Annotated in this window: 22 protein-coding genes; 14 read left to right on the top strand and 8 right to left on the bottom strand. The window is 65.0% G+C overall.

The annotated features are described in order from the left end of the window. Positions 1-56: 56 nt before the first annotated feature. The 3 genes from ATY02_RS34000 to ATY02_RS33990 all read right to left on the bottom strand — a co-directional run bounded on the left by ATY02_RS34000 (position 57) and on the right by ATY02_RS33990 (position 3,533). A complete protein-coding gene (locus tag ATY02_RS34000; RefSeq protein ID WP_068583149.1) occupies positions 57-881 on the bottom strand; it encodes a nitrilase-related carbon-nitrogen hydrolase in 825 nt (274 codons plus the stop codon). Continuing rightward, positions 878-2,323, bottom strand: coding sequence for a purine-cytosine permease family protein (locus ATY02_RS33995; protein WP_068583152.1), 1,446 nt, complete (start codon positions 2,321-2,323; stop codon positions 878-880). Before ATY02_RS33995 ends, ATY02_RS34000 begins: the two co-directional genes overlap by 4 nt. A 169-nt stretch (positions 2,324-2,492) precedes the next feature. Further along, the gene (locus ATY02_RS33990; RefSeq protein ID WP_068583155.1) at positions 2,493-3,533 is read right to left on the bottom strand and encodes a low specificity L-threonine aldolase; all 1,041 of its coding nucleotides are present in this window, start codon (positions 3,531-3,533) and stop codon (positions 2,493-2,495) included. Positions 3,534-3,648: 115 nt separating this feature from the next. Between ATY02_RS33990 and ATY02_RS33985 the strand changes: the two genes are divergently transcribed. Continuing rightward, positions 3,649-4,401, top strand: coding sequence for a TraX family protein (locus ATY02_RS33985; RefSeq protein ID WP_068583158.1), 753 nt, complete (start codon positions 3,649-3,651; stop codon positions 4,399-4,401). A 39-nt stretch (positions 4,402-4,440) separates the two neighbouring features. Here ATY02_RS33985 and ATY02_RS33980 read toward each other — a convergent pair whose 3' ends face one another. Next, the gene (locus ATY02_RS33980) at positions 4,441-4,704 is read right to left on the bottom strand and encodes a hypothetical protein (protein ID WP_053134083.1); all 264 of its coding nucleotides are present in this window, start codon (positions 4,702-4,704) and stop codon (positions 4,441-4,443) included. An 896-nt stretch (positions 4,705-5,600) separates the two neighbouring features. Here ATY02_RS33980 and ATY02_RS33975 point away from each other — a divergent pair. The 7 genes from ATY02_RS33975 to fdhA all read left to right on the top strand — a co-directional run bounded on the left by ATY02_RS33975 (position 5,601) and on the right by fdhA (position 14,564). Then, positions 5,601-6,854, top strand: coding sequence for a serine hydroxymethyltransferase (locus ATY02_RS33975; RefSeq protein ID WP_068583163.1), 1,254 nt, complete (start codon positions 5,601-5,603; stop codon positions 6,852-6,854). A gap of 23 nt (positions 6,855-6,877) precedes the next feature. Next, positions 6,878-8,128 (top strand): sarcosine oxidase subunit beta, encoded by a 1,251-nt coding sequence (locus ATY02_RS33970; RefSeq protein ID WP_022641501.1) that lies wholly within the window; start codon positions 6,878-6,880, stop codon positions 8,126-8,128. 24 nt (positions 8,129-8,152) lie between these two features. Next, positions 8,153-8,455 (top strand): sarcosine oxidase subunit delta, encoded by a 303-nt coding sequence (locus ATY02_RS33965; RefSeq protein ID WP_022641500.1) that lies wholly within the window; start codon positions 8,153-8,155, stop codon positions 8,453-8,455. Next, complete coding sequence (locus ATY02_RS33960) at positions 8,452-11,469, top strand: sarcosine oxidase subunit alpha (protein WP_068605451.1); 3,018 nt, start codon at positions 8,452-8,454, stop codon at positions 11,467-11,469. The genes ATY02_RS33965 and ATY02_RS33960 overlap by 4 nt, the downstream gene beginning before the upstream one ends. A 130-nt stretch (positions 11,470-11,599) precedes the next feature. Next, positions 11,600-12,232 carry a sarcosine oxidase subunit gamma gene (locus ATY02_RS33955; protein WP_068583186.1) on the top strand — a complete coding sequence of 211 codons (633 nt, stop codon included), beginning with the start codon at positions 11,600-11,602 and terminating at the stop codon, positions 12,230-12,232. Between the two features lie 107 nt (positions 12,233-12,339). Then, positions 12,340-13,197 (top strand): formyltetrahydrofolate deformylase, encoded by an 858-nt coding sequence (purU, locus tag ATY02_RS33950; RefSeq protein WP_068583182.1) that lies wholly within the window; start codon positions 12,340-12,342, stop codon positions 13,195-13,197. Positions 13,198-13,364: 167 nt separating this feature from the next. After that, positions 13,365-14,564: a formaldehyde dehydrogenase, glutathione-independent gene (gene fdhA, locus ATY02_RS33945; protein WP_031320644.1), complete on the top strand. Its 1,200-nt coding sequence runs from the start codon at positions 13,365-13,367 to the stop codon at positions 14,562-14,564. Between the two features lie 225 nt (positions 14,565-14,789). Here the strand turns inward: fdhA and ATY02_RS33940 are convergent, their stop codons facing one another. From ATY02_RS33940 to ATY02_RS33925, 4 genes are all read right to left on the bottom strand, one after another. After that, a complete protein-coding gene (locus ATY02_RS33940) occupies positions 14,790-15,359 on the bottom strand; it encodes a hypothetical protein (protein WP_068583179.1) in 570 nt (189 codons plus the stop codon). Between the two features lie 140 nt (positions 15,360-15,499). Further along, entirely contained in the window at positions 15,500-16,174 is a 675-nt protein-coding gene (locus ATY02_RS33935; RefSeq protein ID WP_068583176.1) for an anti-sigma factor domain-containing protein, read from the bottom strand. Beyond that, a complete protein-coding gene (locus ATY02_RS33930) occupies positions 16,171-16,815 on the bottom strand; it encodes a sigma-70 family RNA polymerase sigma factor (protein ID WP_068583173.1) in 645 nt (214 codons plus the stop codon). The genes ATY02_RS33935 and ATY02_RS33930 overlap by 4 nt, the downstream gene beginning before the upstream one ends. A 54-nt stretch (positions 16,816-16,869) precedes the next feature. Further along, complete coding sequence (locus tag ATY02_RS33925; RefSeq protein WP_083235772.1) at positions 16,870-17,463, bottom strand: fasciclin domain-containing protein; 594 nt, start codon at positions 17,461-17,463, stop codon at positions 16,870-16,872. A gap of 211 nt (positions 17,464-17,674) precedes the next feature. Here ATY02_RS33925 and ATY02_RS33920 point away from each other — a divergent pair, with 211 nt between their 5' ends. The 6 genes from ATY02_RS33920 to ATY02_RS33895 all read left to right on the top strand — a co-directional run bounded on the left by ATY02_RS33920 (position 17,675) and on the right by ATY02_RS33895 (position 23,282). Further along, complete coding sequence (locus ATY02_RS33920) at positions 17,675-18,241, top strand: DUF2780 domain-containing protein (RefSeq protein WP_068583170.1); 567 nt, start codon at positions 17,675-17,677, stop codon at positions 18,239-18,241. A gap of 105 nt (positions 18,242-18,346) precedes the next feature. Continuing rightward, positions 18,347-18,775, top strand: a complete 429-nt coding sequence (locus ATY02_RS33915) for a DUF350 domain-containing protein (RefSeq protein WP_068583169.1) — start codon at positions 18,347-18,349, stop codon at positions 18,773-18,775. 10 nt (positions 18,776-18,785) lie between these two features. Continuing rightward, the gene (locus tag ATY02_RS33910) at positions 18,786-19,574 is read left to right on the top strand and encodes a DUF1190 domain-containing protein (RefSeq protein WP_164823739.1); all 789 of its coding nucleotides are present in this window, start codon (positions 18,786-18,788) and stop codon (positions 19,572-19,574) included. Next, entirely contained in the window at positions 19,571-20,728 is a 1,158-nt protein-coding gene (locus ATY02_RS33905) for a glutathionylspermidine synthase family protein (protein ID WP_068575712.1), read from the top strand. The genes ATY02_RS33910 and ATY02_RS33905 overlap by 4 nt, the downstream gene beginning before the upstream one ends. Positions 20,729-21,042: 314 nt before the next feature. Further along, entirely contained in the window at positions 21,043-22,083 is a 1,041-nt protein-coding gene (locus ATY02_RS33900; protein WP_068575710.1) for an aliphatic amidase, read from the top strand. A gap of 80 nt (positions 22,084-22,163) precedes the next feature. After that, a complete protein-coding gene (locus ATY02_RS33895) occupies positions 22,164-23,282 on the top strand; it encodes an AAA family ATPase (protein WP_068575708.1) in 1,119 nt (372 codons plus the stop codon). Positions 23,283-23,286: the final 4 nt, after the last annotated feature.

Here is a 23,286-nt window from a genome sequence, read left to right as displayed (position 1 = left end):
CGCGGGAGCAAGCTGCCTCGCCACAGGCGGCTCGCTCTCGCAACCAGGCCTTGCGCTCAATACAACGCCGGGCGGCGGTCCAGGTGCACATGGTTATGTTCACTGATGGACTTGTGCCAGGCCTGGCCCAGGTCCAGCTCCGCCAGCAGCAACTGTGCACTGGCTTGGCGCTCGCGGCCGGCCAGCGGATAGCCATCGGCGTCGACGATGGTCGAGCCACCGACCCAGTCCACTCCACGTTCCTCGCCACAGCGGTCGCAGGCGGCGATGAACATCCGGTTGACCGCCGCATTGGCCTGCACCCGGACCATCTCCGCCGGGCGTTCGCCGGCCGGTCGCGGCCCATTGGGCCAGTTCACCGGCGCGCACAGCAGCGCCGCCCCGGCCAGGGCTGGCAGGCGCACCCACTCGGGAAACTCCAGGTCGTAGCAGATCATCACGGCGATCGGCCCAAAGCGCGTGGCCACCACCGGCGGTGGCTCGTTGCCGGGGGTGAAGATCAGGTTCTCGCCATCCCACAGGTGGGCTTTGCGGTACAGGGTGACAGCCCCTTCCGGCTCGACCAGGGCCGCGCTGTTGGCCACCTGGCCTTGCTCCAGGCGCTCGCAGAAGCCACCGACGATCACCACCTGCAGCTCTTCGGCCAACGCCTTCCACAGGCTAAGGGTGGGGCCGTCCAGGGTCTCCGAGAGGGCCAGGGCCTCCTGCCGGTCGTGGAACAGGTAGCCGCTCTGCACCAGCTCCGGCAGCACCACCACCTGGGCGCCCCGGGCGGCGGCCTGGCGGATCGCCGTGGCGCCGAGCTCGCGGTTGTAGTCCAGCTCGCCGATGCGTGGCGCCAGTTGCTGGCAGGCTACTTTCAAGGTGCTCGGGGTATTCATCGGGCCGCTCCTTCCAGGGTTCGTTCGCTGGCCTGGATGGCGCGTTCTTCAGCGGCCAGGTCCAGGTTGCGGGTCAGGGCCCAGTAGATCAGCCCGGCCACCGCCAGGCCGATCACGAAGGCGATGTCGGCGCCGCCCAGGGCCAGGGCCAGCGGGCCCTGGTAGAAGCTCAGGGACATGAACGGCACCATCGCCAGCAGGCCGAGGAAGTACGCGGTGAGCCCGGCGGCGGACCAGCGGCCGTAGATGCCGGCGGGGTTGAAGATGTCGCTGATGGCGTAGTGGCCTTTGCGTACCAGGTAGAAGTCCGCCAGGTTCACGGCGGTCCAGGGCACCAGGAAGTACAGCATCAGCAGCACGAAGGTGTTGAAGCTGCCCAGGTAGCTCTCGGGAATGTTCAGGGCGATCAGGAAGATCACCGCCGCCACCAGCAGGATTCCGGCGACCCGGCTCTTGAGGTCGGGCTTGATCGACTTGAAGCCGTCGATGGCGCTGATGCCGGTGAGCATGGCGCCGTAGCAGTTGACCGCCATGATGCCCACCAGCGCCGGCACCGCGATCAGCACGGTGAAGGTGCCGAAGCCCGGGATCAACCGGTTGCCGACGTCGCGCACGCTGGCGATGGCGTCCGGCGAGGGCAGGGCCGAGGCCAGGAACGCGCCCAGGGACATCAGCCACAGGGCCGAGCCGGCGGCGCCCAGGTAGGTCCAGAAGATCACCTGGCGCGACGGCGTCTGGTGCGGCAGGTAGCGCGAGTAGTCGGAGACGTACACCGAATAGCTGATCTGGTAGCCGGCGGCGGCCGACAGCTGGATCAGGAATGCCGACCAGGAAAAGTGCGCATCGGCCACCGCCGAGTCGGCTTGCAGGGTCATCAGGGCGCTGACGGTGAGCACTGCGAACACGCTGATCATCACGTAGGTCAGCCAGCGCTGCACGCTGTGCAGCAGGTCGTGGCCGACCACCGCGATCAGCACCGCGATGGCGATCATCAGCGAGTACCAGGGCGCTCGTGCGCCGGGGATCACGGTGTTGATGGCGTCGGTGGCCAGGATCACGTTGAACACGTTGAAGCCGATGTAGACGAACACCACGGCGGTGAAGGGTACGATGGCGCCGCGCAGGCCGAACTGGGCGCGGGACTGGATCATCTGCGGCAGGCCCATGCGTGGCCCCTGGTTGGCATGGAAGGCCATGCAGAAGGTGCCCAGGCAGACGCCGATGACGATGGCCAGGATCGCGTATTGCAGGGCCAGGCCCAGGGCCGCGCCGGTGAAGCCGGTGACCATGGTGGTGAGTACGAAGTTGCCGGTGAACCAGAACGGGCCCTGGTGCCAGACCTTGCCGTGGCGCTCGTTGCGCGGCACATAGTCGATGGAGCGGGTTTCGATCTTGAGGGACGCAGGCGGGGCTTTCGCGGTAGCGCAGGAGGTGGTCGTCATGGGGCGGTGCCTTTGTTTTTATAGGACGACCCCGGAGTCTCTGATATAGGACGCGGATGTTGAATCAGTGAAGGCAAATAATCAGTTCAGGAATTTGTGAACTGATGGCCGGCCCCGCGCAGGGGCCGGCTTTTTAGCGAGGCGCGGGCTGCCTCGCCAGGCGCGTGGCTCAGGCGCTCATCACGGTGCGGATGTCCGCCGCCAGCTCGCGCACGCGCTCTTCCTCGGTGTCCCAGGAGCACATGAAGCGCGCGCCGCCCTTGCCGATGAAGGTGTAGAAGCGCCAGCCCCGGGCGGTCAGCGCGGCCAGGGCCGGCTCCGAGAGTTGCAGGAACACGCCGTTGGCCTGCACCGGGAACATCAGTTCCACGCCGGGGATGTCTTCCACCAGCTTGGCCAGCAGTTGCGCGCAGTGGTTGGCGTGGTGGCCGTACTTGAGCCAGGCATCGTTCTCCAGCAGGCCGACCCAGGGCGCCGAGAGGAAACGCATCTTCGAGGCCAGCTGGCCAGCCTGCTTGCAGCGGTAGTCGAAGTCTTCGGCCAGCTTGTGGTTGAAGAACAGGATCGCCTCACCCACTGCCATGCCGTTCTTGGTGCCGCCGAAGCACAGCACATCGACCCCGGCCTTCCAGGTCAGCTCTGCGGGCGAGCAGCCGAGGAAGGCGCAGGCGTTGGAGAACCGCGCGCCGTCCATGTGCAGGTTCAGGCCCAGTTCCTTGCAGGTGTCGCTGATGGCGCGTACTTCTTGCGGGGTGTAGACGCTGCCGACTTCGGTGGCCTGGGTCAGGGTCACGACCCGGGGCTTGGGGTAGTGGATGTCCTGGCGCTTGAGGGCCACTTCGCGGATCGAAGCCGGGGTGATCTTGCCGTTCTCGGTGCCGGCGATCAGCAGCTTGGAACCGTTGGAGAAAAATTCCGGGGCGCCGCATTCGTCGGTCTCGACGTGGGCGGTTTCCGAGCAGATCACGCTGTGATAGCTCTGGCACAGCGACGACAGGGCCAGGGAGTTGGCGGCGGTGCCGTTGAAGGCGAAGAACACTTCGCAGTCGGTCTCGAACAGGCGGCGGAAATGATCTGCCGCGCGGGCGGTCCACTGGTCGTCGCCGTAGGCGCGGTCGTGGCCATGGTTGGCCTGTTCCATGGCGGCCCAGGCCTCGGGGCAGATACCGGAGTAGTTGTCGCTGGCGAATTGTTGGCTCTTGTCGGTCATGGCCGGCTTCCGTATGAGAGGGTTCCGTGGTCGATTATGGTGCGCACTTTACCCAAGAATAACGGCCCCGCACACGCTCTGTTAGCGCGTAATAATGCATGGCACATGAGGATTTATGCGTGACGCGATATTGACCCCTGTTCCCCCGAACCGCGACGGCGCACTGGATGCGCTGAAGTGGCTGGCGCTGTTGAGCATGGTCCTGGACCACTTGCGCTATGTGGGCCTGGAGCTGGACTGGCTGTATGTGCCCGGACGCCTGGCGTTTCCCTGGTTCTGCCTGGCGATGGCGGCCAATCTTTGGCGCGTTGGCGCTGCGCGGCGACCCGGGCAGTGGCGCTACCTGGGTTGGCTGCTGGCCTTCAGCGGGCTCAGTGAAATTCCCTACCGGTTGTTCGTTCCCGAGCCCGACACCCTGAACGTGCTGCCGACCCTGGCCCTGGGGTTGCTGGTGGCGCGGGGCTGGCAGCGGCGTAGTGGTCTTGACCTGGTTTTGGGGGTGGTAGCCCTGGGGCTGGCGGTGGGGTTTTCGCGGTGGCTGATGTTCGGTGCGTTCGGGGTGCTGCTGCCATTGGCCTTGCTGTTGGTGCTGCGCCGGCGTTGGTATTTCGCCGTGCTGACGGGGGTGGTGTGCCTGGCGGGCAATCAGTGGGAGGTGCTGTTTGCGGCGGCGCGCCTGGGTAATCCGCTGGCGGGTTGGGGGTTGGTCGCTTGTCTGCTGGCGCCGGGGCTGGGGATGTGGCTGTTGCGGGGGATGCGTGGTGGAGGGTGGGTGCCGGCGATGCGGCGGTGGGCCTATTGGTTGTATCCGGGGCATTTTTTGTTGTTGTTGGGGGTGAGGCAGGTGTTGGAGGGCGTTGCGCCATGAGGATGCTCCGCACCCTGTCGGGGGCGGAGCGTATTCGGTTCAGGCCTGGAGCCGCCAGCCCATCACGCCTAGCAGGTCGCAACTGTCGCGCAGGAGGATAGCGGCGACGTGGGCGATGTGTTGCAGGTCGGTGTGGTCGGCGTGTTTCAGCTCGGTGCGCGAGAGGCTTTCGAACAGCTGGGTGATGGCCAGCAGGCGGGTGGTGCCGTTGGCGTGGAGGACGTCCAGTGGGGCGGTTTTGTCGATGAACAGGCAGGGGATGGTGCAGTCGATGCCGGTGATGGGGATGTATTGATGAGTCATGGCGAAGGCTCCGTCGTAGATAAGCGGTGCAAGCGTATCTGTTCGTAGCTGAGTTCCAGGTCGCCAAACCCGGTCGCCGTTTGGGCGAATGGGGAGCATGGGGGGAGGGGGTGTGGGTGGCAAGCTAGACGGTTCTGCAAGTTTTGTAGGATCGGCCTTGGGGCGTGGCGGCCTGGTAGCCGGCCAGGTGCCCTGGGGATGGAGTACATATCCGTTGGCGGTGGGGTGGCTTGCTTATGGTTCCGCCCTTACGGCGGGTCACTTTTTTCAAACGCCAAAAAAGTAACCAAAAACGCTTGCCCCCACGTCCGGCCGCTCGCTGCGCTCGGGTTCCCTCGTTCCGGTACTTCTCAGGGGGCATCGCTTCCAGCGATGTCCTCGACTGCGTCGAGGGGCGCTGCGCGCCATTCCCCTGATAAGTACCTGCACTCGGCCTTCCCAGGGGGCGGGTGGGTCAAGATCACCAGCCCCACGGCGCGCCCTACCGGGCGGCGCATCGCGGGGTGGGGTGCAACTCGCTTCGTGTAGCCGCTGCCGAAGGCTGCGCACGGGCGCGCAGCGGCCGCTGGATCTTGAATCCGCTGAAGGTCCTTCGGCCCTTATCGCAGCCTCGCCGTGGCTCGACAGCGGCTACAGGTGCGCTTCGTGTAGCCGCTGCCGCAGGCTGCTTACGGGCGCGTAGCGGCCGTGGGGTGTGGGGGTGGGAGGCTGGGGCTAGAGCCTTTGTCCGGTGCATTTGTCTGTGGGCGCCGGGGTATGTCGTAAACGCATCTTTGCGTGGCGTCCATAGGCATCTGGGCTCTGCGTGGCGGTCATACCATCGCATCCAAAGGGCGCAGCTTCAGGGCTGGCCTCACCGAGACGAAAGGCGCAGCGCCGCCGCTGGGAGAGACGTGATGTTCAGCAAGCAAGACCAGATCCAGGGCTACGACGATGCACTGCTGGCGGCGATCAATGCCGAGGAGCAGCGCCAGGAAGACCACATCGAGCTGATTGCGTCGGAGAACTACACCAGCAAGCGAGTGATGCAGGCCCAGGGCAGCGGCTTGACCAACAAGTACGCCGAAGGGTATCCGGGCAAGCGCTACTACGGCGGTTGCGAGTATGTGGACAAGGTCGAGGCCCTGGCCATCGAGCGGGCCAAGCAGTTGTTCGGCGCCGACTACGCCAACGTCCAGCCGCATTCCGGTTCGTCGGCCAACAGCGCCGTGTACCTGGCCTTGCTGCAGGCTGGCGACACCATCCTCGGCATGAGCCTGGCCCACGGCGGGCACTTGACCCACGGGGCCAAGGTGTCGTCCTCGGGCAAGCTGTACAACGCGGTGCAATACGGGATCGACACCAACACCGGGCTGATCGACTACGACGAGGTCGAGCGCCTGGCCGTGGAGCACCAGCCGAAGATGATCGTCGCCGGCTTCTCGGCCTATTCCAAGACCCTGGACTTCCCGCGCTTCCGGCAGATCGCCGACAAGGTCGGGGCGCTGCTGTTCGTCGACATGGCCCACGTTGCCGGGCTGGTGGCGGCTGGCTTGTACCCCAACCCGATCCCGTTCGCCGACGTGGTCACCACCACCACCCACAAGACCCTGCGCGGTCCCCGTGGCGGGCTGATCCTGGCCAAGGCCAACGAAGAGATCGAGAAGAAGCTCAACGCTGCGGTGTTCCCCGGCGCCCAGGGCGGCCCGCTGATGCATGTGATCGCCGCCAAGGCGGTGTGTTTCAAGGAGGCCCTGGAGCCTGGCTTCAAGGCCTACCAGAAGCAGGTGATCGACAACGCCCAGGCCATGGCCGGCGTGTTCGTCAAACGTGGCTACGATGTAGTGTCCGGCGGCACCGATAACCATCTGTTCCTGGTCAGCCTGATCCGCCAGGGCCTGACCGGCAAGGATGCCGATGCCGCCCTGGGCCGCGCCCATATCACCGTGAACAAGAACGCCGTGCCCAACGACCCGCAGTCGCCGTTCGTCACCTCCGGCCTGCGCATCGGTACCCCGGCGGTCACCACCCGTGGCTTCAAGGTCGCCCAGTGCACCGAGCTGGCCGGCTGGATCTGCGACATCCTCGATCACCTCGGCGATGCCGATGTCGAGGCCAATGTCGCCCGCCAGGTGGCGACCCTGTGCGCCGATTTCCCGGTCTACCGCTGAGAGCCGCCATTGGAGCAATGACTATGCAACGCTACTCGGGCTTCGGCCTCTTCAAGCACTCTCTGAGCCACCATGAAAACTGGCAGCGCATGTGGCGCACGCCGACCCCGAAGAAGGTCTACGACGTGGTCATCGTCGGCGGTGGCGGCCATGGCCTGGCCACGGCCTATTACCTGGCCAAGGAACACGGCATCACCAACGTCGCGGTGGTGGAGAAGGGCTGGCTGGGCGGCGGCAACACCGCGCGCAATACCACCATCGTGCGTTCCAACTACCTGTGGGACGAGTCGGCGCAGCTCTACGAGCATGCGATGAAGCTCTGGGAAGGCCTGTCTCAGGACCTGAACTACAACGTGATGTTCTCCCAGCGCGGGGTCTACAACCTGTGCCACACCCTGCAGGACATCCGTGACTCCGAGCGCCGGGTCAGCGCCAACCGCCTCAACGGCATCGATGGCGAGCTGCTCAACACCCAGCAGGTGGCGGACGAGATTCCCTACCTGGACTGCTCGAAGAACACCCGTTATCCGATCCTCGGCGCTACCGTCCAGCGCCGTGGCGGCGTGGCCCGGCACGATGCCGTGGCCTGGGGTTTCGCCCGGGCCGCCGACGCTCTGGGCGTGGACCTGATCCAGCAGACCGAAGTGATCGGCTTTCGCAAGGAAAACGGCGCCTGCATCGGCGTCGAGACCACCAAGGGCTTCATCGGGGCCAAGCGCGTGGGCGTGGTCACCGCCGGTAACTCCGGGCACATGGCCAAGCTGGCGGGCTTTCGCCTGCCGATCGAGTCGCACCCGCTGCAAGCGCTGGTATCGGAGCCGATCAAGCCGATTATCGACAGCGTGATCATGTCCAACGCGGTGCACGGCTACATCAGCCAGTCAGACAAGGGCGACCTGGTGATCGGCGCCGGCATCGACGGCTGGGTCGGTTATGGCCAGCGCGGTTCCTATCCGGTGATCGAGCACACCATCCAGGCCATCGTCGAGATGTTCCCGATCCTTTCCCGGGTGCGCATGAACCGCCAGTGGGGCGGCATCGTCGATACCAGCCCGGACGCCTGCCCGATCATTTCCAAGACCCCGGTGCCGAACATGTTCTTCAACTGTGGCTGGGGTACCGGCGGCTTCAAGGCCACCCCGGGCTCGGGCAACGTGTTCGCCGCCAGCCTGGCCAAGGGCGAGATGCATCCGCTGGCCGCGCCGTTCTCCATCGACCGTTTCCACAACGGCGCCCTCATTGACGAACATGGCGCTGCGGCCGTCGCCCACTAATCAGCGGTCCGAGGAGAAAATCCCATGTTGCATATCTTCTGTCCTCACTGCGGCGAGCTGCGCTCCGAAGAGGAATTCCATTCGTCCGGCCAGGCCCATATCCCTCGGCCGCTGGACCCCAATGCCTGCACCGACGAGCAGTGGGGCGACTACATGTTCTTCCGTGACAACCCCCGTGGCCTGCACCACGAGCTGTGGATCCACGCCGCCGGGTGCCGCCAGTACTTCAACGCCACCCGCGACACCGTGACCTACGAAATCCTCGAAACCTACAAGATCGGTACCAAGCCGCAATTCACCGCCAAGGCTGCGGGAGAGAAGGTATGAGCCAGACCAATCGCCTGTCCAACGGCGGACGCATCGACCGCAACAAGGTCCTGACCTTCACCTTCAACGGCCAGAGCTACAAGGGCTTCGAGGGCGACACCCTGGCCTCGGCGCTGCTGGCCAATGGGGTCGATATCATCGGCCGCAGCTTCAAGTACTCGCGGCCCCGGGGCATCTTCGCCGCCGGTTGCGAGGAGCCCAACGCGGTGCTGCAGATCGGCGCCACCGAAGCGACCCAGGTCCCCAACGTGCGGGCCACCCAGCAGGCGCTGTACCAGGGCCTGGTGGCCACCAGCACCAACGGCTGGCCCAGCGTCAACAACGACATGATGGGGATTCTCGGCAAGGTCGGCGGCAAGCTGATGCCGCCGGGCTTCTACTACAAGACCTTCATGTATCCGCAGTCGTTCTGGATGACCTACGAGAAGTACATCCGCAAGGCCGCCGGCCTGGGCCGCTCGCCCACCGAGAACGATCCGGACAGCTACGACAACATGAACCACCACTGCGACGTGCTGGTGGTCGGTGCCGGGCCTGCGGGCCTGGCCGCCGCCCTGGCCGCCGCTCGCAGCGGTGCGCGAGTGATCCTCGCCGATGAGCAGGAAGAGTTCGGCGGCAGCCTGCTGGACAGCCGCGAGAGCCTGGACGGCAAGCCTGCCGCCGAGTGGGTGGCCAGCGCCCTGGCCGAGCTCAAGGCCCTGCCGGAAGTGATCCTGCTGCCGCGGGCCACGGTCAACGGCTACCACGACCACAACTTCCTGACCATTCACGAACGCCTCACCGACCACCTGGGGGACCGTGCGCCCATCGGCCAGGTGCGCCAGCGCATCCACCGGGTGCGGGCCAAGCGTGTGGTGCTGGCCACCGGCGCCCACGAGCGGCCGCTGGTATACGGCAACAACGACGTGCCGGGCAACATGCTCGCGGGCGCGGTTTCCACCTACGTGCGTCGCTACGGCGTGGCCCCGGGCAAGAAACTGGTGCTGTCCACCAACAACGACCATGCCTATCGCGTGGCCCTGGACTGGCTCGACGCCAGCCTGAACGTGGTGGCCATCGCCGATGCCCGGCACAACCCCCGTGGTGCCCTGGTGGAGGAAGCGCGGGCCAAGGGCATTCGTATCCTGACGTCCAGCGCGGTGATCGAGGCCCGCGGCAGCAAGCACGTGACCGGCGCCCGGGTGGCGGCCATCGACGTCAAGGCGCACAAGGTCACCAGCCCCGGCGAGTGGCTCGACTGCGACCTGATCGCCAGCTCCGGCGGCTACAGCCCGGTGGTCCACCTGGCTTCGCACCTGGGCGGCAAGCCGGTATGGCGCGAAGATATCCTCGGTTTCGTGCCGGGCGAAGCGCCGCAGAAACGCGTGTGCGTGGGCGGCATCAATGGTGTCTACAGCCTGGGCGACTCCCTGGCCGATGGTTTCGAAGGCGGCGTGCGCGCGGCCAGCGAGGCTGGGTTCCAGGTAGTCGAGGGTGTGTTGCCCAAGGCCCTGGCCCGGCATGAAGAGCCCACCCTGGCGCTGTTCCAGGTGCCCCATGAAAAAGGCACCGCACGGGCGCCCAAGCAGTTCGTCGACCTGCAGAACGACGTCACCGCTGCCGCCATCGAACTGGCGACCCGCGAGGGCTTCGAGTCGGTGGAGCACGTCAAGCGCTACACCGCCCTGGGCTTCGGTACCGACCAGGGCAAGCTGGGCAACGTCAACGGCCTGGCCATCGCCGCCCGTTCGCTGAACGTCAGCATCCCGCAGATGGGCACCACGATGTTCCGCCCGAACTACACGCCGATCACCTTTGGCGCCGTGGCCGGTCGTCATTGCGGGCATATCTTCGAGCCGGTGCGCTTTACCGCGCTGCATGCCTGGCATGTGCAGAACGGCGCCGAGTTCGAGGACGTCGGCCAGTGGAAGCGTCCCTGGTACTTCCCGAAGAACGGCGAAGACCTGCATGCCGCGGTCAAGCGTGAATGCCAGGCCGTGCGCGACAGCGTCGGCCTGCTGGACGCCTCGACCTTGGGCAAGATCGATATCCAGGGGCCGGATGCCCGTGAGTTCCTCAACCGCATCTACACCAATGCCTGGACCAAACTCGACGTGGGCAAGGCCCGCTACGGCCTGATGTGCAAGGAAGACGGCATGGTCTTCGACGACGGCGTCACCGCCTGCCTGGCCGACAACCACTTCCTGATGACCACCACCACCGGTGGCGCGGCCCGGGTGCTGCAATGGCTGGAGATCTACCAGCAGACCGAATGGCCGGACCTGAAGGTGTACTTCACCTCGGTCACCGACCACTGGGCCACCCTGACCTTGTCCGGCCCCAACAGCCGCAAGCTGCTCAGCGAAGTGACCGACATCGACCTGGACAAGGACGGTTTCCCGTTCATGACCTGGAAGGAAGGCCTGGTGGGCGGCGTGCCGGCCCGGGTGTTCCGAATTTCGTTCACTGGCGAGCTGTCCTATGAGGTCAACGTCCAGGCCAACTACGCCATGGGCGTGCTGGAGCAGATCGTCGAGGCGGGCAAGAAGTACAACCTGACCCCTTACGGCACCGAGACCATGCACGTGCTGCGGGCCGAGAAGGGTTTCATCATCGTCGGCCAGGACACCGACGGCTCCATGACCCCGGACGACCTGAACATGGGCTGGTGCGTGGGCCGTACCAAGCCGTTCTCGTGGATCGGCTGGCGCGGGATGAACCGCGAGGACTGCGTGCGCGAGGAACGCAAGCAACTGGTGGGCCTCAAGCCGCTGGACCCGACCCAGTGGCTGCCCGAGGGCGCGCAGCTGGTGTTCAACCCCAAGCAGGCGATCCCCATGAGCATGGTCGGTCACGTGACTTCCAGCTACGCCCACAACTCCCTGGGGTATTCCTTCGCCCTGGCGGTGGTCAAGGGTGGCCTCAAGCGCTTGGGCGAGCGGGTCTTCGCGCCCCTGGCCGATGGCCGGGTGATCGAGGCGGAAATCGTTTCTTCGGTGTTCTTCGATCCCAAGGGCGATCGGCAGAACGTCTAACCAGATCCCGTAGGAGCGAGGCTTGCCCGCGAAACGATAGGCGCAGCGCCTCAGCCAGAGCGCGTTGTGCTCATCGCTGGCAAGCTCCGCTCCTACGGGTGTGATGCAAGAATTTGAAGACAGGTGCTCTATGACCGCAGTCAACGTTTACCAACAGCGCCCGAACGACGAAGCCAAGGCGCAATCGCCATTGCACCACGCCGACCTGCCGAGCCTGGTGGGCAAGGGCCGCAAGAACGCCGGGGTGATCCTGCGCGAGAAAAAACTCCTCGGTCACCTGACCCTGCGTGGCGATGGCCATGACCCGGCCTTCGCCGCGGGGGTGCACAAGGCCCTGGGCCTGGAACTGCCGGCCGCCTTGACCCTGGTGAGCAAGGGCGAGACCAGCCTGCAATGGCTGGGGCCGGACGAGTGGCTGTTGATCGTGCCCGGTGGCGAGGAGTTCGCTGCCGAGCAGAAGCTGCGCGAGGCCCTGGGCGAGTTGCATATCCAGATCGTCAACGTCAGCGGTGGCCAGCAGATCCTCGAGCTGTCCGGCCCCGATGTGCGCCGGGTGCTGATGAAATCCACCAGTTACGACGTGCACCCCAGCAACTTCCCGGTGGGCAAGGCGGTGGGTACGGTGTTCGCCAAGTCGCAGCTGGTGATCCGCCGTACCGGTGAGGAAACCTGGGAGCTGCTGGTGCGCCGCAGCTTCTCCGACTACTGGTGGCTGTGGTTGCAGGATGCCGCGGCCGAATACGGCCTCAGCGTTCAGGCCTGAACCCTTGTCGCCAGCATGCCTCGCGCCTGCGCCAGGATTGTAGGAGCGAGGCTTGCCCGCGATTCGACCGCGTAGCGGTTGCCTATCAAGAACAGGAGTTGTCCAGCATGAGCCGCGCCCCCGACACATGGATCTTGACCGCCGACTGCCCCAGCGTGCTCGGCACGGTGGACGCGGTGACCCGCTTCCTGTTCGAGCAGGGCTGCTACGTCACCGAGCACCACTCCTTCGACGACCGGCTTTCGGGGAGGTTCTTCATTCGCGTGGAGTTCCGCCAGCCCGATGGCCTCGACGAGGAGGGCTTTCGTGAGGGCCTGGCCGAGCGCGCCAGGGCCTTTGAGATGAACTTTGAGCTGACGGCCCCGCATTACCGGCCAAAGGTGGTGATCATGGTCTCCAAGGCCGATCACTGCCTCAACGACCTGCTCTATCGCCAGCGCATCGGCCAGTTGCCCATGGACGTGGTGGCGGTGGTGTCCAACCACCCGGACCTCAAGCCCCTGGCCGACTGGCACCAGATTCCCTACCACCATTTCCCCCTCGATCCCAACGACAAGCCGGGCCAGGAGCGCCAGGTGTGGCAGGTGATCGAGGCGTCCGGCGCCGAGCTGGTGATCCTCGCCCGCTACATGCAGGTGCTGTCGCCGGACCTGTGCCGCAAGCTCGACGGCAAGGCGATCAACATCCACCACTCGCTGTTGCCGGGGTTCAAGGGTGCCAAGCCCTACCACCAGGCCTACAACAAGGGCGTGAAGCTGGTGGGGGCCACCGCCCACTACATCAACAACGACCTGGACGAGGGCCCGATCATCGCCCAGGGCGTGGAGGTGGTGGACCACAGCTACTACCCCGAGGACCTGATCGCCAAGGGCCGCGATATCGAATGCCTGACCCTGGCCCGGGCGGTGGGTTACCACATCGAGCGCCGGGTGTTCCTCAACAGCAACCGCACGGTAGTGCTTTAAACCAAGCGACAAGCCTCAAGCGGCAAGCTGCAAGCGAGAGGCGACAAGCAAAAAAGCGACACGCTCCAAGCCGCAAGAACGCGGTGTGTACTCTTCTTGCGGCTCGAAGCTTGCCGCTTGAAGCTGGCTCCACTTTCGTCACAACAACAACTACAGAGGTGACAAGCATGTCTGGTAATCGTGGTGTGGTGTATCTGGGCAGCGGCAAGGTCGAGGTACAGAAGATCGACTATCCGAAAATGCAGGACCCACGCGGCAGGAAGATCGAGCACGGTGTCATCCTGCGCGTGGTTTCCACCAACATCTGCGGTTCGGACCAGCACATGGTCCGTGGCCGCACCACTGCCCAGGTCGGCCTGGTGCTGGGCCATGAGATCACCGGCGAGGTGATCGAGAAGGGCAGCGATGTCGAGAACCTGAAGATCGGCGACCTGGTCTCTGTGCCGTTCAACGTGGCTTGCGGGCGCTGCCGTTCCTGCAAGGAGCAGCACACAGGGGTCTGCCTGACCGTCAACCCGGCCCGCGCCGGCGGTGCCTATGGCTACGTCGACATGGGCGACTGGACCGGTGGCCAGGCCGAGTACGTACTGGTGCCTTATGCCGACTTCAACCTGCTGAAGCTGCCGGACCGCGACAAGGCCATGGAGAAGATCCGCGACCTGACCTGCCTGTCCGACATCCTGCCTACCGGCTACCACGGCGCGGTGACCGCCGGTGTCGGCCCCGGTAGCACTGTGTATGTGGCCGGTGCTGGCCCGGTGGGCCTGGCAGCGGCGGCTTCCGCGCGCCTGCTGGGAGCGGCAGTGGTGATCGTCGGTGACGTCAACCCAGTGCGCCTGGCCCATGCCAAGGCCCAGGGTTTCGAGATCGCCGACCTGTCCAAGGACACCCCGCTGCACGAGCAGATCGCCGCCTTACTGGGCGAGCCGGAAGTGGATTGCGCGGTGGATGCGGTGGGCTTCGAAGCCCGTGGCCATGGCCATGCCGGTGCCCAGCACGAGGCCCCGGCCACCGTGCTCAACTCGCTGATGGGCGTGGTGCGGGTCGCGGGCAAGATCGGTATTCCCGGGCTGTACGTCACCGAAGATCCGGGCGCGGTGGATGCCGCCGCCAAGCTGGGCAGCCTGAGCATTCGCTTCGGCCTGGGCTGGGCCAAGTCCCATAGCTTCCACACCGGCCAGACCCCGGTGATGAAGTACAACCGCCAGTTGATGCAGGCCATCATGTGGGACCGGATCAACATCGCCGAAGTGGTGGGCGTGCAGGTCATCAGCCTCGACGACGCGCCACGTGGCTACGGCGAGTTCGATGCCGGCGTGCCGAAGAAATTCGTCATCGATCCGCACAAGCTGTTCAGCGCGGCCTGAACCCTGCGATAGCGAAAAAGGGCGACCCTCGGTCGCCCTTTTTCGTTGCCGAACCCTGTCGCCGCTGTCGAGCACCAGCGAGGCTGCGTACGGGTGCGCAGCGCCCGCCAACCATCCCCCGCGTTGCATCAGTCACACCCTGGACTCAGGCCTGGCGGCCCGTGCGCAGCCTGCGGCAGCGGCTACACGAAGCGAGGTTATCGCCAGTTCGTTCCGGCCACAGGATCAATAGCCTTGGCCGGGATAGCTGAACCAGTGTTGTCCGTTGAGCGCCTGGCTGACGAAGGCCGGGTCATACAAGCCCGGCGCATCGCGCTGGAAACGCGAACGCCATTGCGGCAGCCACCAATAGTCGAGCGCCGTACTCCTTGGGAACACCACAAGCTGCATGACGGCCTGGTCGATGGCGCCGCGCTGGTACAGCCCGTGGGTGGCGTCCATCCAGCCCAGGTAGTGATCGATGGGCAGCGAGAGCATCAAGGCCGTGGCATGCACCTTTTGCGTCTCGCTGCGCTGCGGATCGGCCAGCAGCGCCAGCGCTTCGCAGTAATAGGCCTCGGGATGCTGGACGATCGCCTGGGCCGCCGGGTCTTGAAGAATGCCCAAGGGGCCGCCGTCGTCTCGCCAGTCGGCGCCCTGGCTGTCGTTGACATGCTGGTCGATGAAGCCGCTCAAGGGGCCGGAGGCCACGGGCGACCCCGGGCATGAGGCGCTATCGACCGGGGTGCCGATGCGCCAGATGGCCACGCATGCCGTGAGGGCTAGCAGGGTGCAGCAATAGAGCATGGGTTTCATTGGGCGCTTCCGTGCGGCGTTGGCCAGTCTGGAACCAGGCACATGGAACCATGGCCCTGGTTTTGGCGTGCGAAGTGTACCGTGCGCCGTTTTGCTGGCAAGTCGGATGCAACAAGGGGCCCTGCCGGTACAGGGGCACGTCAGAGCGCTGCCAACTGCCCCTGGTACAGCACCGGTCCAGTCGGTTGCCCGGTCGGCGAGCCACCTGAGGGCTCAAGGCTCACGGCCAGGGCAATCGGCGCGCCCAGCAGAGTGCGCTGGGCTTGGCTCAGGTTGATCCTGCCCTTGCCTCCGACCGGCACCACGCCAAGGGAGATTGGCTTGCCGTCGGCGGTAATCGCCCACAGCTCCAGGCTACGATCCAGACCCAGCGCCGGGAGGGTCAATGGCTCGACTTGCAGGTACTGGGCGTGGGCCAGGATGCGCAATGCCGGTTGCTGCTCGGCACTGAGCAACGTGGCGCTGTAGCGCACCTGGTCGTGCTGCTGGATAAAGCCGATGTACAAGGTTGCCAGCACGGCACAGGCGGCAAGAGCCAGGCGCAGGCGCATCCACAATGGATTCTTTTTCGGCAGGTGCAGCACTTGTGGTTCGATGCGTGCCTGGATGTTGTGCCACACACGCTCCGGCACATCCTTCTCCGGTAAGGCGTCCGTTAGCGTGCCCAGGCTCTCCTGCCATTGCGCCAGCTCTTGGCGCAGTGCCGGATCGTCCAGCAACAGCGTCTCGAAACGCCGCCGGGCAGCGCCCCGCATCAGGCCGATGGCGTAGTCGCCAGCCAGGGCGCGACGTCGCCCAGGGGTTTGGTAGTTCATGATTCCAGGCACCGGCGCAGGCGTTCCATGCCACGGCGAATCCAGGACTTCACCGAGCCCAGGGGCGCAGCCAGGTACTCGGCCAGCTCCGAGCTGGACAGGCCCCGGAAATAGGCCACGGTAATGGACTGGCGCTGCATCCCCTCTAGGCTTTCCAGGCAGCGGTTCAGGGCCTTGGCTTGTCGGGCACTGTCCAGTTGGTCGAGGGCCGAGGCCGTCTCGTCCAGCAACTGCTGTTCTTCGTGATCCTGCAAGGGGCGTTCACGTTGTTTACGCAGCTGGTCGATGGCCTGGTTGCGAGTGATGTTGATCATCCAGGTCATGGGGGCCGACAGGTGCGGCTGATAGTGGGTGGCGTTGTTCCAGATGCGTACGAAGCTTTCCTGAAGAACCTCCTCGGCCAGGTCCCGCCGCCCCATGAAGTGCAGCGCAATGCCATGCAGGCGCGGGGCAACGTTGTGGTACAGCGTCTCGAAAGCGTGGCGGTCTCCCAGTGAACACTGGGCCAGCAAGTGTCTGAGAGGATCAGGATCGAGGCTGGAAATGGCGGTTCTCCAGACAAGCGGGAAGAGGGCAAATGACGACCGACGACAGGGCATGCAGCCTGAGGTTAGTCCAGGGTCGGTCGTTGTTCCATTCACCTTCGTCCACCTCATGGCTGTACCGGTCCCGACGGACGGGCCGGCACTCGGGACTCAGCCTTTGGGCAAGAGCACTCTGTCGATCACCTGGATCACGCCGTTGGACTGGTTGACGTCATAGGTGGTGATGTCGGCGACACCCCCTTTTTCATCCTTGATCTGGATGTTGTGCGGGCCATTCATCATCAGCCACAGCTTGCCACCGGACACGGTGGTCAGTTCGGCCTTGCCGCCGCCCGCCTGGATCCGCTTGGACAGCTCCATCATGTCCAGCTTGCCAGCGACCACGTGGTAGGTGAGCACGTGGGTCAGGGCTGCCTTGTTCTCCGGCTTGAGCAGGGTGTCGACAGTGCCGGCAGGAAGCGCGGCGAAGGCTGAATTGACTGGGGCGAACACGGTGAACGGACCTTTGCCCTTCAAGGTCTGGACCAGCCCGGCCGCTTTCACCGCTGCTACCAGGGTGGTGTGATCGGCGGAATTGACCGCATTGTCGATGATGTCCTTGGTCGGCAGCATGGCCTGGCCGCCAACCATGACGGTGTCGTGGTTCATTTCGGCGGCCTGGACGCTGGCCAGGCCCATGGCGGTGCCCAAGGTCAGGCTCAACAGGCTGGCAATCAATGGGGCTTTGATCGAGTGGCGCTTCATGATGGTGATCCTTGTGAGAGTACGGCCAGACAATTTCTGCCCGTGTGGGGTATACGCAGACCACCGGCACTTGGATGCAGCTTTTTTCGACTAGATTTCAAGCAGCCATGGATCTTGAGGTCGCTTGGAACATTCGTGGCTGCACTGAGTCCAACGGCTGTTTTCCCGCCACTCGATTCCGGGTGGTTTCTCGCCCCATGAGGTTGTTTCGATGAATATTCCACGCGGTTTCGCCCTGGCTACCCTGATGACCCTGGCAGCCGGTTCGGCTTTTGCCGGCGGTTTCAGCCTGAATGATGCGGCCAATGCCATTTCCAGCATGCAAGGCGGCGACAAGGCCGCCGCCACGGCGCCAACCTCGCAGACCGCCGGCCTGCTGGGGGCCCTGGGCTCGCAGCTCAATGTCACCCCCCAACAAGCCATCGGTGGTACCGGCGCCATGCTCGGCCTGGCGAAGAACCAACTGAGCGGCTCGGACTACTCGCAACTGAGCAAGAGCGTGCCGGGCCTGGACAAGCTGTCGGGCAGCAATGCGCTGGGCAGCCTGGGGGCCTTGAGCGGTGTGCTCGGCCAGTCTTCGGGGCAGAACTCCGGCCTGGACAGCGCACTGGGTAACGTCAAGAACACCAGTGACCTGAACAATGCGTTCGGCGCCCTGGGCATGGACAGCGGCATGGTCGGGCAATTCGCCCCGGTGATCCTGCAGTACCTGGGCCAGCAAGGGGTGGGCGGCTCGCTGCTGCAAAGCCTGAGCAGCATCTGGGGCGTGGCCAAGTAAGGCGACGGGCCCCGGTGCCAGCGCGCCGGGGCCAATCCTCCAGTGTTCGGCGAATCGGGCCTGTGATATATCTCGCGCCCCGTTTTCCAAGGAAGCCCGAACGCGATGTTCATGGATGCACTGAAGATGTCTCTGCCCGCCAATGCGGTGCTTGGTTTTACCCTCTACATGCTGGGCGCGGCCCTGGTCTTCGCCCTCTACGCCTTCATCTACACCCGCCTGACGCCCCATAACGAATTCGCCCTGATCCGCCAGGGCAACAGTGCGGCGGCCATCGCCCTGGCCGGTGCCTTGCTGGGCTTCGCGATCCCGGTGGCCAGCGCCATTTCCCACTCCATCTCGATCATCGACTTCCTGCTCTGGGCGGCGATTGCCGCCGTGGTGCAACTGCTGGCGCTATTGGCCGTGAGCCTGACGCTCAAGGGCTTGTCCCAGCGCATCGTCGACCAGGAGAACGCCGCGGCGATCCTGGTGGCTGCGGTTTCCGTCGGTGTCGGCCTGCTGAATGCGGCCTGCATGACCCCATCGACCTGAGGGCGCAGCGATGAAACGCAGTAGAAGCGTGCGCCTGGTACTGCTGGGCAGTGTGCCGTTCGCCCTGGCGGCCTGTGATGGGCAACCCCAGGCGACCCGGGTCGTGCGCCAGGTCCAGCATTTCAGCACCCCAGAGGAGTGCGCCCAGGCGCAGGTTCCCATGGATATCTGCCTGGACGCCCGTCACGATGCCTGGGCATATGGCCAAGAGGACGGCCCGCGTTATTGGGACCTGAAGCGTTGCGAGGCGGATTTCCTGCCGGGCGCTTGCACCCTCTCCAGCGATGGCCGGGCCTATGTGCCGATGTTCTACGGGTTCGCCCTGACCACTGATCGCACGGTGCCGGTTACTCCAGAGGACGAGCAGCAGGCGGCGACCGATAGTTCCAGCAGCAGCTCCAGTAGCACTGGCTCCAGTAGTGGCAGTAGCTCGGTCAGTGGTGGTGGTGGTGGTGGTGGTGGTGGTGGTGGTGGTGGTGGTGGTCACAGTTCGAGCTCCTCGGGTTCGAGTTTCTGGCGCTGGATCGGCCTGGACTCGACGCCTGAGCCACGCTACTTCACAGAAGGCCTGTACAAGGAGCGTGACGCCCAGGGCGGTGAACGCCTGAGTACCCTCGGCCAGCAGGTCGAGGGCGGCAAGAGCTTCCCTGGCGCCAGCAGTGGACGTTTCGCTATCTCCAGCCCCGAGCACTTCACCAGCACAGGCAGCTCCTTCTCCGGTGCCCATGAGGTGGTCAGTCGCGGCGGCTTCGGCTCCAGCTCCAGCTCCGGCCACAGCAGCTGGGGGTTCGGTTCTTGAAGCGGGTCCACAGCACGCCGCGCCCGGACTGGCAGGCCACGGCGCAGCGACTGGGGTTCGGCTTCCACACCTTCGATGGCGAGCCCTATTGGGACGAGTCGGCCTACTACCAGTTCAGCCTGCGGCAGATCGAGGAGCACCTGGAGGACCCGACCCAGGCGCTGCATGAGTTGTGCATGGAGCTGGTGGCCGAGGTGGTGGAGAGCGAAGCGCTGCTGCAGCGCCTGGCCATTCCCGAGGCGTTCCACGAGCTGGTCCGCAGCTCGTGGAAGCGCCGCGATCCGCACCTCTATGGACGCATGGACCTGTGCTACGACGGCCACGGCCCGGCCAAGCTGCTGGAGACCAACTACGACACCCCGACCTCGCTGTATGAGGCGAGCTTCTTCCAGTACGTCTGGCTCGAACAGCAGATGCAGCGTGGCCAGCTACCGGCGGGGTGCGACCAGTTCAACAGCATCGAGGACAAGCTGCTGCAAGCCTTCGTGCAAGGCGGCTTCGGCTCGCCGTTGTACTTTTCCTCGGTCCGTGGCTCGGTGGAAGACCGGGGCACTGTCGAATACCTGCGCGACATCGCCCGCCAGGCCGGCCTGCGCACGCGGATGATCGATATCGAGGACATCGGCCTCGATGCTGGCGGGCGTTTCGTCGACCTGCAGGGCACGCCCATCGACAACCTGTTCAAGCTCTATCCGTGGGAGCAGATGTTCAACGAAGACTATGGCCGGGCCATCGCCGCTAGCCGCACCGGCTTCGTCGAGCCGCCATGGAAGGCGATCCTCTCCAACAAGGGCGCCATGGCCCTGCTCTGGGAGCGTCATCCGGGGCATCCGAACCTGTTGCCGGCGTTCATCGACGAGCAGCCGACCGGCGACCTGCAACCGGGCTGGGTACGCAAGCCGTTCTTTTCCCGGGAGGGCGCCAATGTGCAGATCCGTACAAACGCTGGCGAACGGTTGAGCGAGGCCGGGCCCTACGGCGCGGGCCCGAGCATTCGCCAGCAGTTCCAGCCGTTGCCGAACTTCGCCGGCAACCACACCGTGATCGGTAGCTGGGTGATCGGCGACCGGCCGGCGGGGATCGGCATTCGCGAGGACAATTCGCCGATCACCAAGGACAGCAGCCGTTTCCTGCCCCATGTGATCCTCGACTGAACCCTGTCCGATACCGCTTCGCAGGGGACGTGTCGTCGCTTACAAAAAAATCCCCGCTAGGCCTGGCGCTGCAAGTGCCGAACTAGAGGGCTCTTTTGGGCATGGGCCGATCCTGCTGGCGCGCCGGGGGTTGCGCGGTGCTTGACAAGGTTTCTGGCGCGGCGCTTAGATAAGCCCCATCAGGAAAAGCGCATCAGCGTCGATGTCGCCGATCCACCCAGGTTGTACATGCCAAAGAGCAAATGAGCTCTCCCGGGGTTATCCCCGGGAGGGCTTTTTTTCGTCCGCAAAAAATAAAAATAGAGGTATCAGATATGCGTCATGGCGATATTTCCAGTAGCAACGATACCGTTGGCGTCGCAGTGGTTAACTACAAGATGCCACGCCTGCACACCCGCGCCGAGGTCCTGGCCAACGCGCAGAAGATCGCCGACATGGTGGTCGGCATGAAGCAGGGCCTGCCGGGCATGGACCTGGTGATTTTCCCCGAGTACAGCCTCCAGGGGATCATGTACGACCCGGCACAAATGATGGAGACGGCGGTCGCCATCCCCGGCGACGAGACCGAGCTGCTGGCCCGGGCTTGTCGCAAGGCCAACGTCTGGGGGGTGTTCTCGCTGACCGGCGAGCGCCACGAAGAACACCCGAACAAGGCGCCGTACAACACCCTGGTGCTGATCGACAACAAGGGCGAGGTGGTCCAGAAGTACCGCAAGATCATCCCCTGGTGCCCGATCGAGGGCTGGTACCCCGGCGGCCAGACTTTCGTCAGCACAGGGCCCAAGGGCATGCAGATCAGCATGATCATCTGCGACGACGGCAATTACCCGGAGATCTGGCGCGATTGCGCGATGAAGGGCGCCGAACTGATCGTGCGCTGCCAGGGCTACATGTACCCGGCCAAGGAGCAGCAGGTGCTGATGGCCAAGGCCATGGCCTGGGCCAACAACACCTACGTGGCGGTGGCCAATGCCGCAGGCTTCGATGGCGTCTATTCCTACTTCGGCCACTCGGCGATCATCGGCTTCGATGGCCGTACCCTCGGCGAATGCGGCGAGGAGGAAATGGGCATCCAGTACGCCCAGCTGTCGATCTCGCAGATCCGCGATGCCCGGGCCAACGACCAGTCGCAGAACCACCTGTACAAGATCCTCCATCGCGGCTACACCGGCTTGAACAACTCCGGCGAGGGCGATCGTGGCCTGGCCGAGTGCCCCTTCGAGTTCTACAAGACCTGGGTGACCGACGCCGAGAAGGCCCGGGAAAACGTCGAGAAGATCACTCGCTCGACCTCGGGCGTTGCGCAGTGCCCGGTGGGGCGGCTGCCCTACGAGGGGCTGGAGAAAGAGGCCTGACCTGCGCTGCAGGTTGAGCGGCGGGCTGCTGCCGGGCGGCCCGCGTCCTTTTCTTCCCAGCGCAAGATGGAGTCATTCCCATGCCCTTCCTGACCGACATGCTGGAGCAGTCGCAGCGTCGCCAGGCCCAGGACCAGGCCCTGGCCAGCGAGAACCGCGCCGATGCGCCGCTGGCCCAGGCCCACCTGGCCAGCCAGGCGGCGCTGCACAGCCGTTACCGTTTCGATATCGAGGCCATCATGGCCAGTTTGCGCGCCGAGATCCTCGGCCAGGACCAGGCCTTGCACAGTGTCCAGGACATGCTCCGGGTGGTGCGCGCAGACATCACCGATCCACGCCGCCCGCTCTACACCGCGTTGTTCCTGGGGCCCACCGGGGTGGGCAAGACCGAGATCGTGCGGGCCCTGGCCAGGGCCCTGCATGGCGATGCCGATGCCTTCTGCCGCATCGACATGAACACCCTGTCCCAGGAGCACTATGCCGCCGCGCTCACCGGGGCGCCGCCCGGCTACGTGGGGGCGAAGGAGGGCAACACCCTGTTCGACCAGGACAAGCTCGACGGCAGCCTCGGGCGCCCCGGCATCGTGCTCTTCGACGAGCTGGAAAAGGCCAGCCCGCAGGTGGTCCAGGCCCTGCTCAACGTGCTGGACAACGGCATGCTCACGGTGGCCTCGGGCGAGCGCAGCTACAGTTTTCGCAACAGCCTGATTTTCATGACCAGCAACCTCGCGGCCCGGGAGATCCAGGGCTACGACCAGCGCCGCAAGGGCTGGCTGGGCTGGTTGTTGCCCTCCACCGCGGCTTCACGGCATCGGGCGGTGGAGAAGCTGGTCAGGGCCCGCTTGCTCAAGGCTTTCGCCCCGGAGTTCGTCAACCGTATCGACAACATCATTACCTTCAACTGGATCGAGCGCGGCCTGGTGGAGCAGTTGGTGGCGCTTGAGGTGCAGCGGCTCAACCGGCGCCTGGAGAAACACCGCTGCAGCCTGGTGGCCACGCCCCAGGTGCTGGCCCATGTGGCCCGTGCCGGTTTCGACCGGCAGTTCGGCGCCCGTGCGTTGCGCCGCAGCGTGCGCCAGCATCTGGAAGTGCCCCTGGCCGAATTCCTCCTGGAGTACCACGCTCCGCTCATGGGCGAGCCGCCGGTGGTCTATGCGGCGCACATGGCGCAGGGCAGGATCGGGTTCAGCCGCCAGTAGCTGC

This window comes from Pseudomonas sp. BIOMIG1BAC, from assembly GCF_001705995.2.
GTDB lineage: Bacteria > Pseudomonadota > Gammaproteobacteria > Pseudomonadales > Pseudomonadaceae > Aquipseudomonas > Aquipseudomonas sessilinigenes.
Note: the sequence above shows the minus strand (reverse complement) of the source record. Positions and strands in the feature narration are given on the sequence as shown.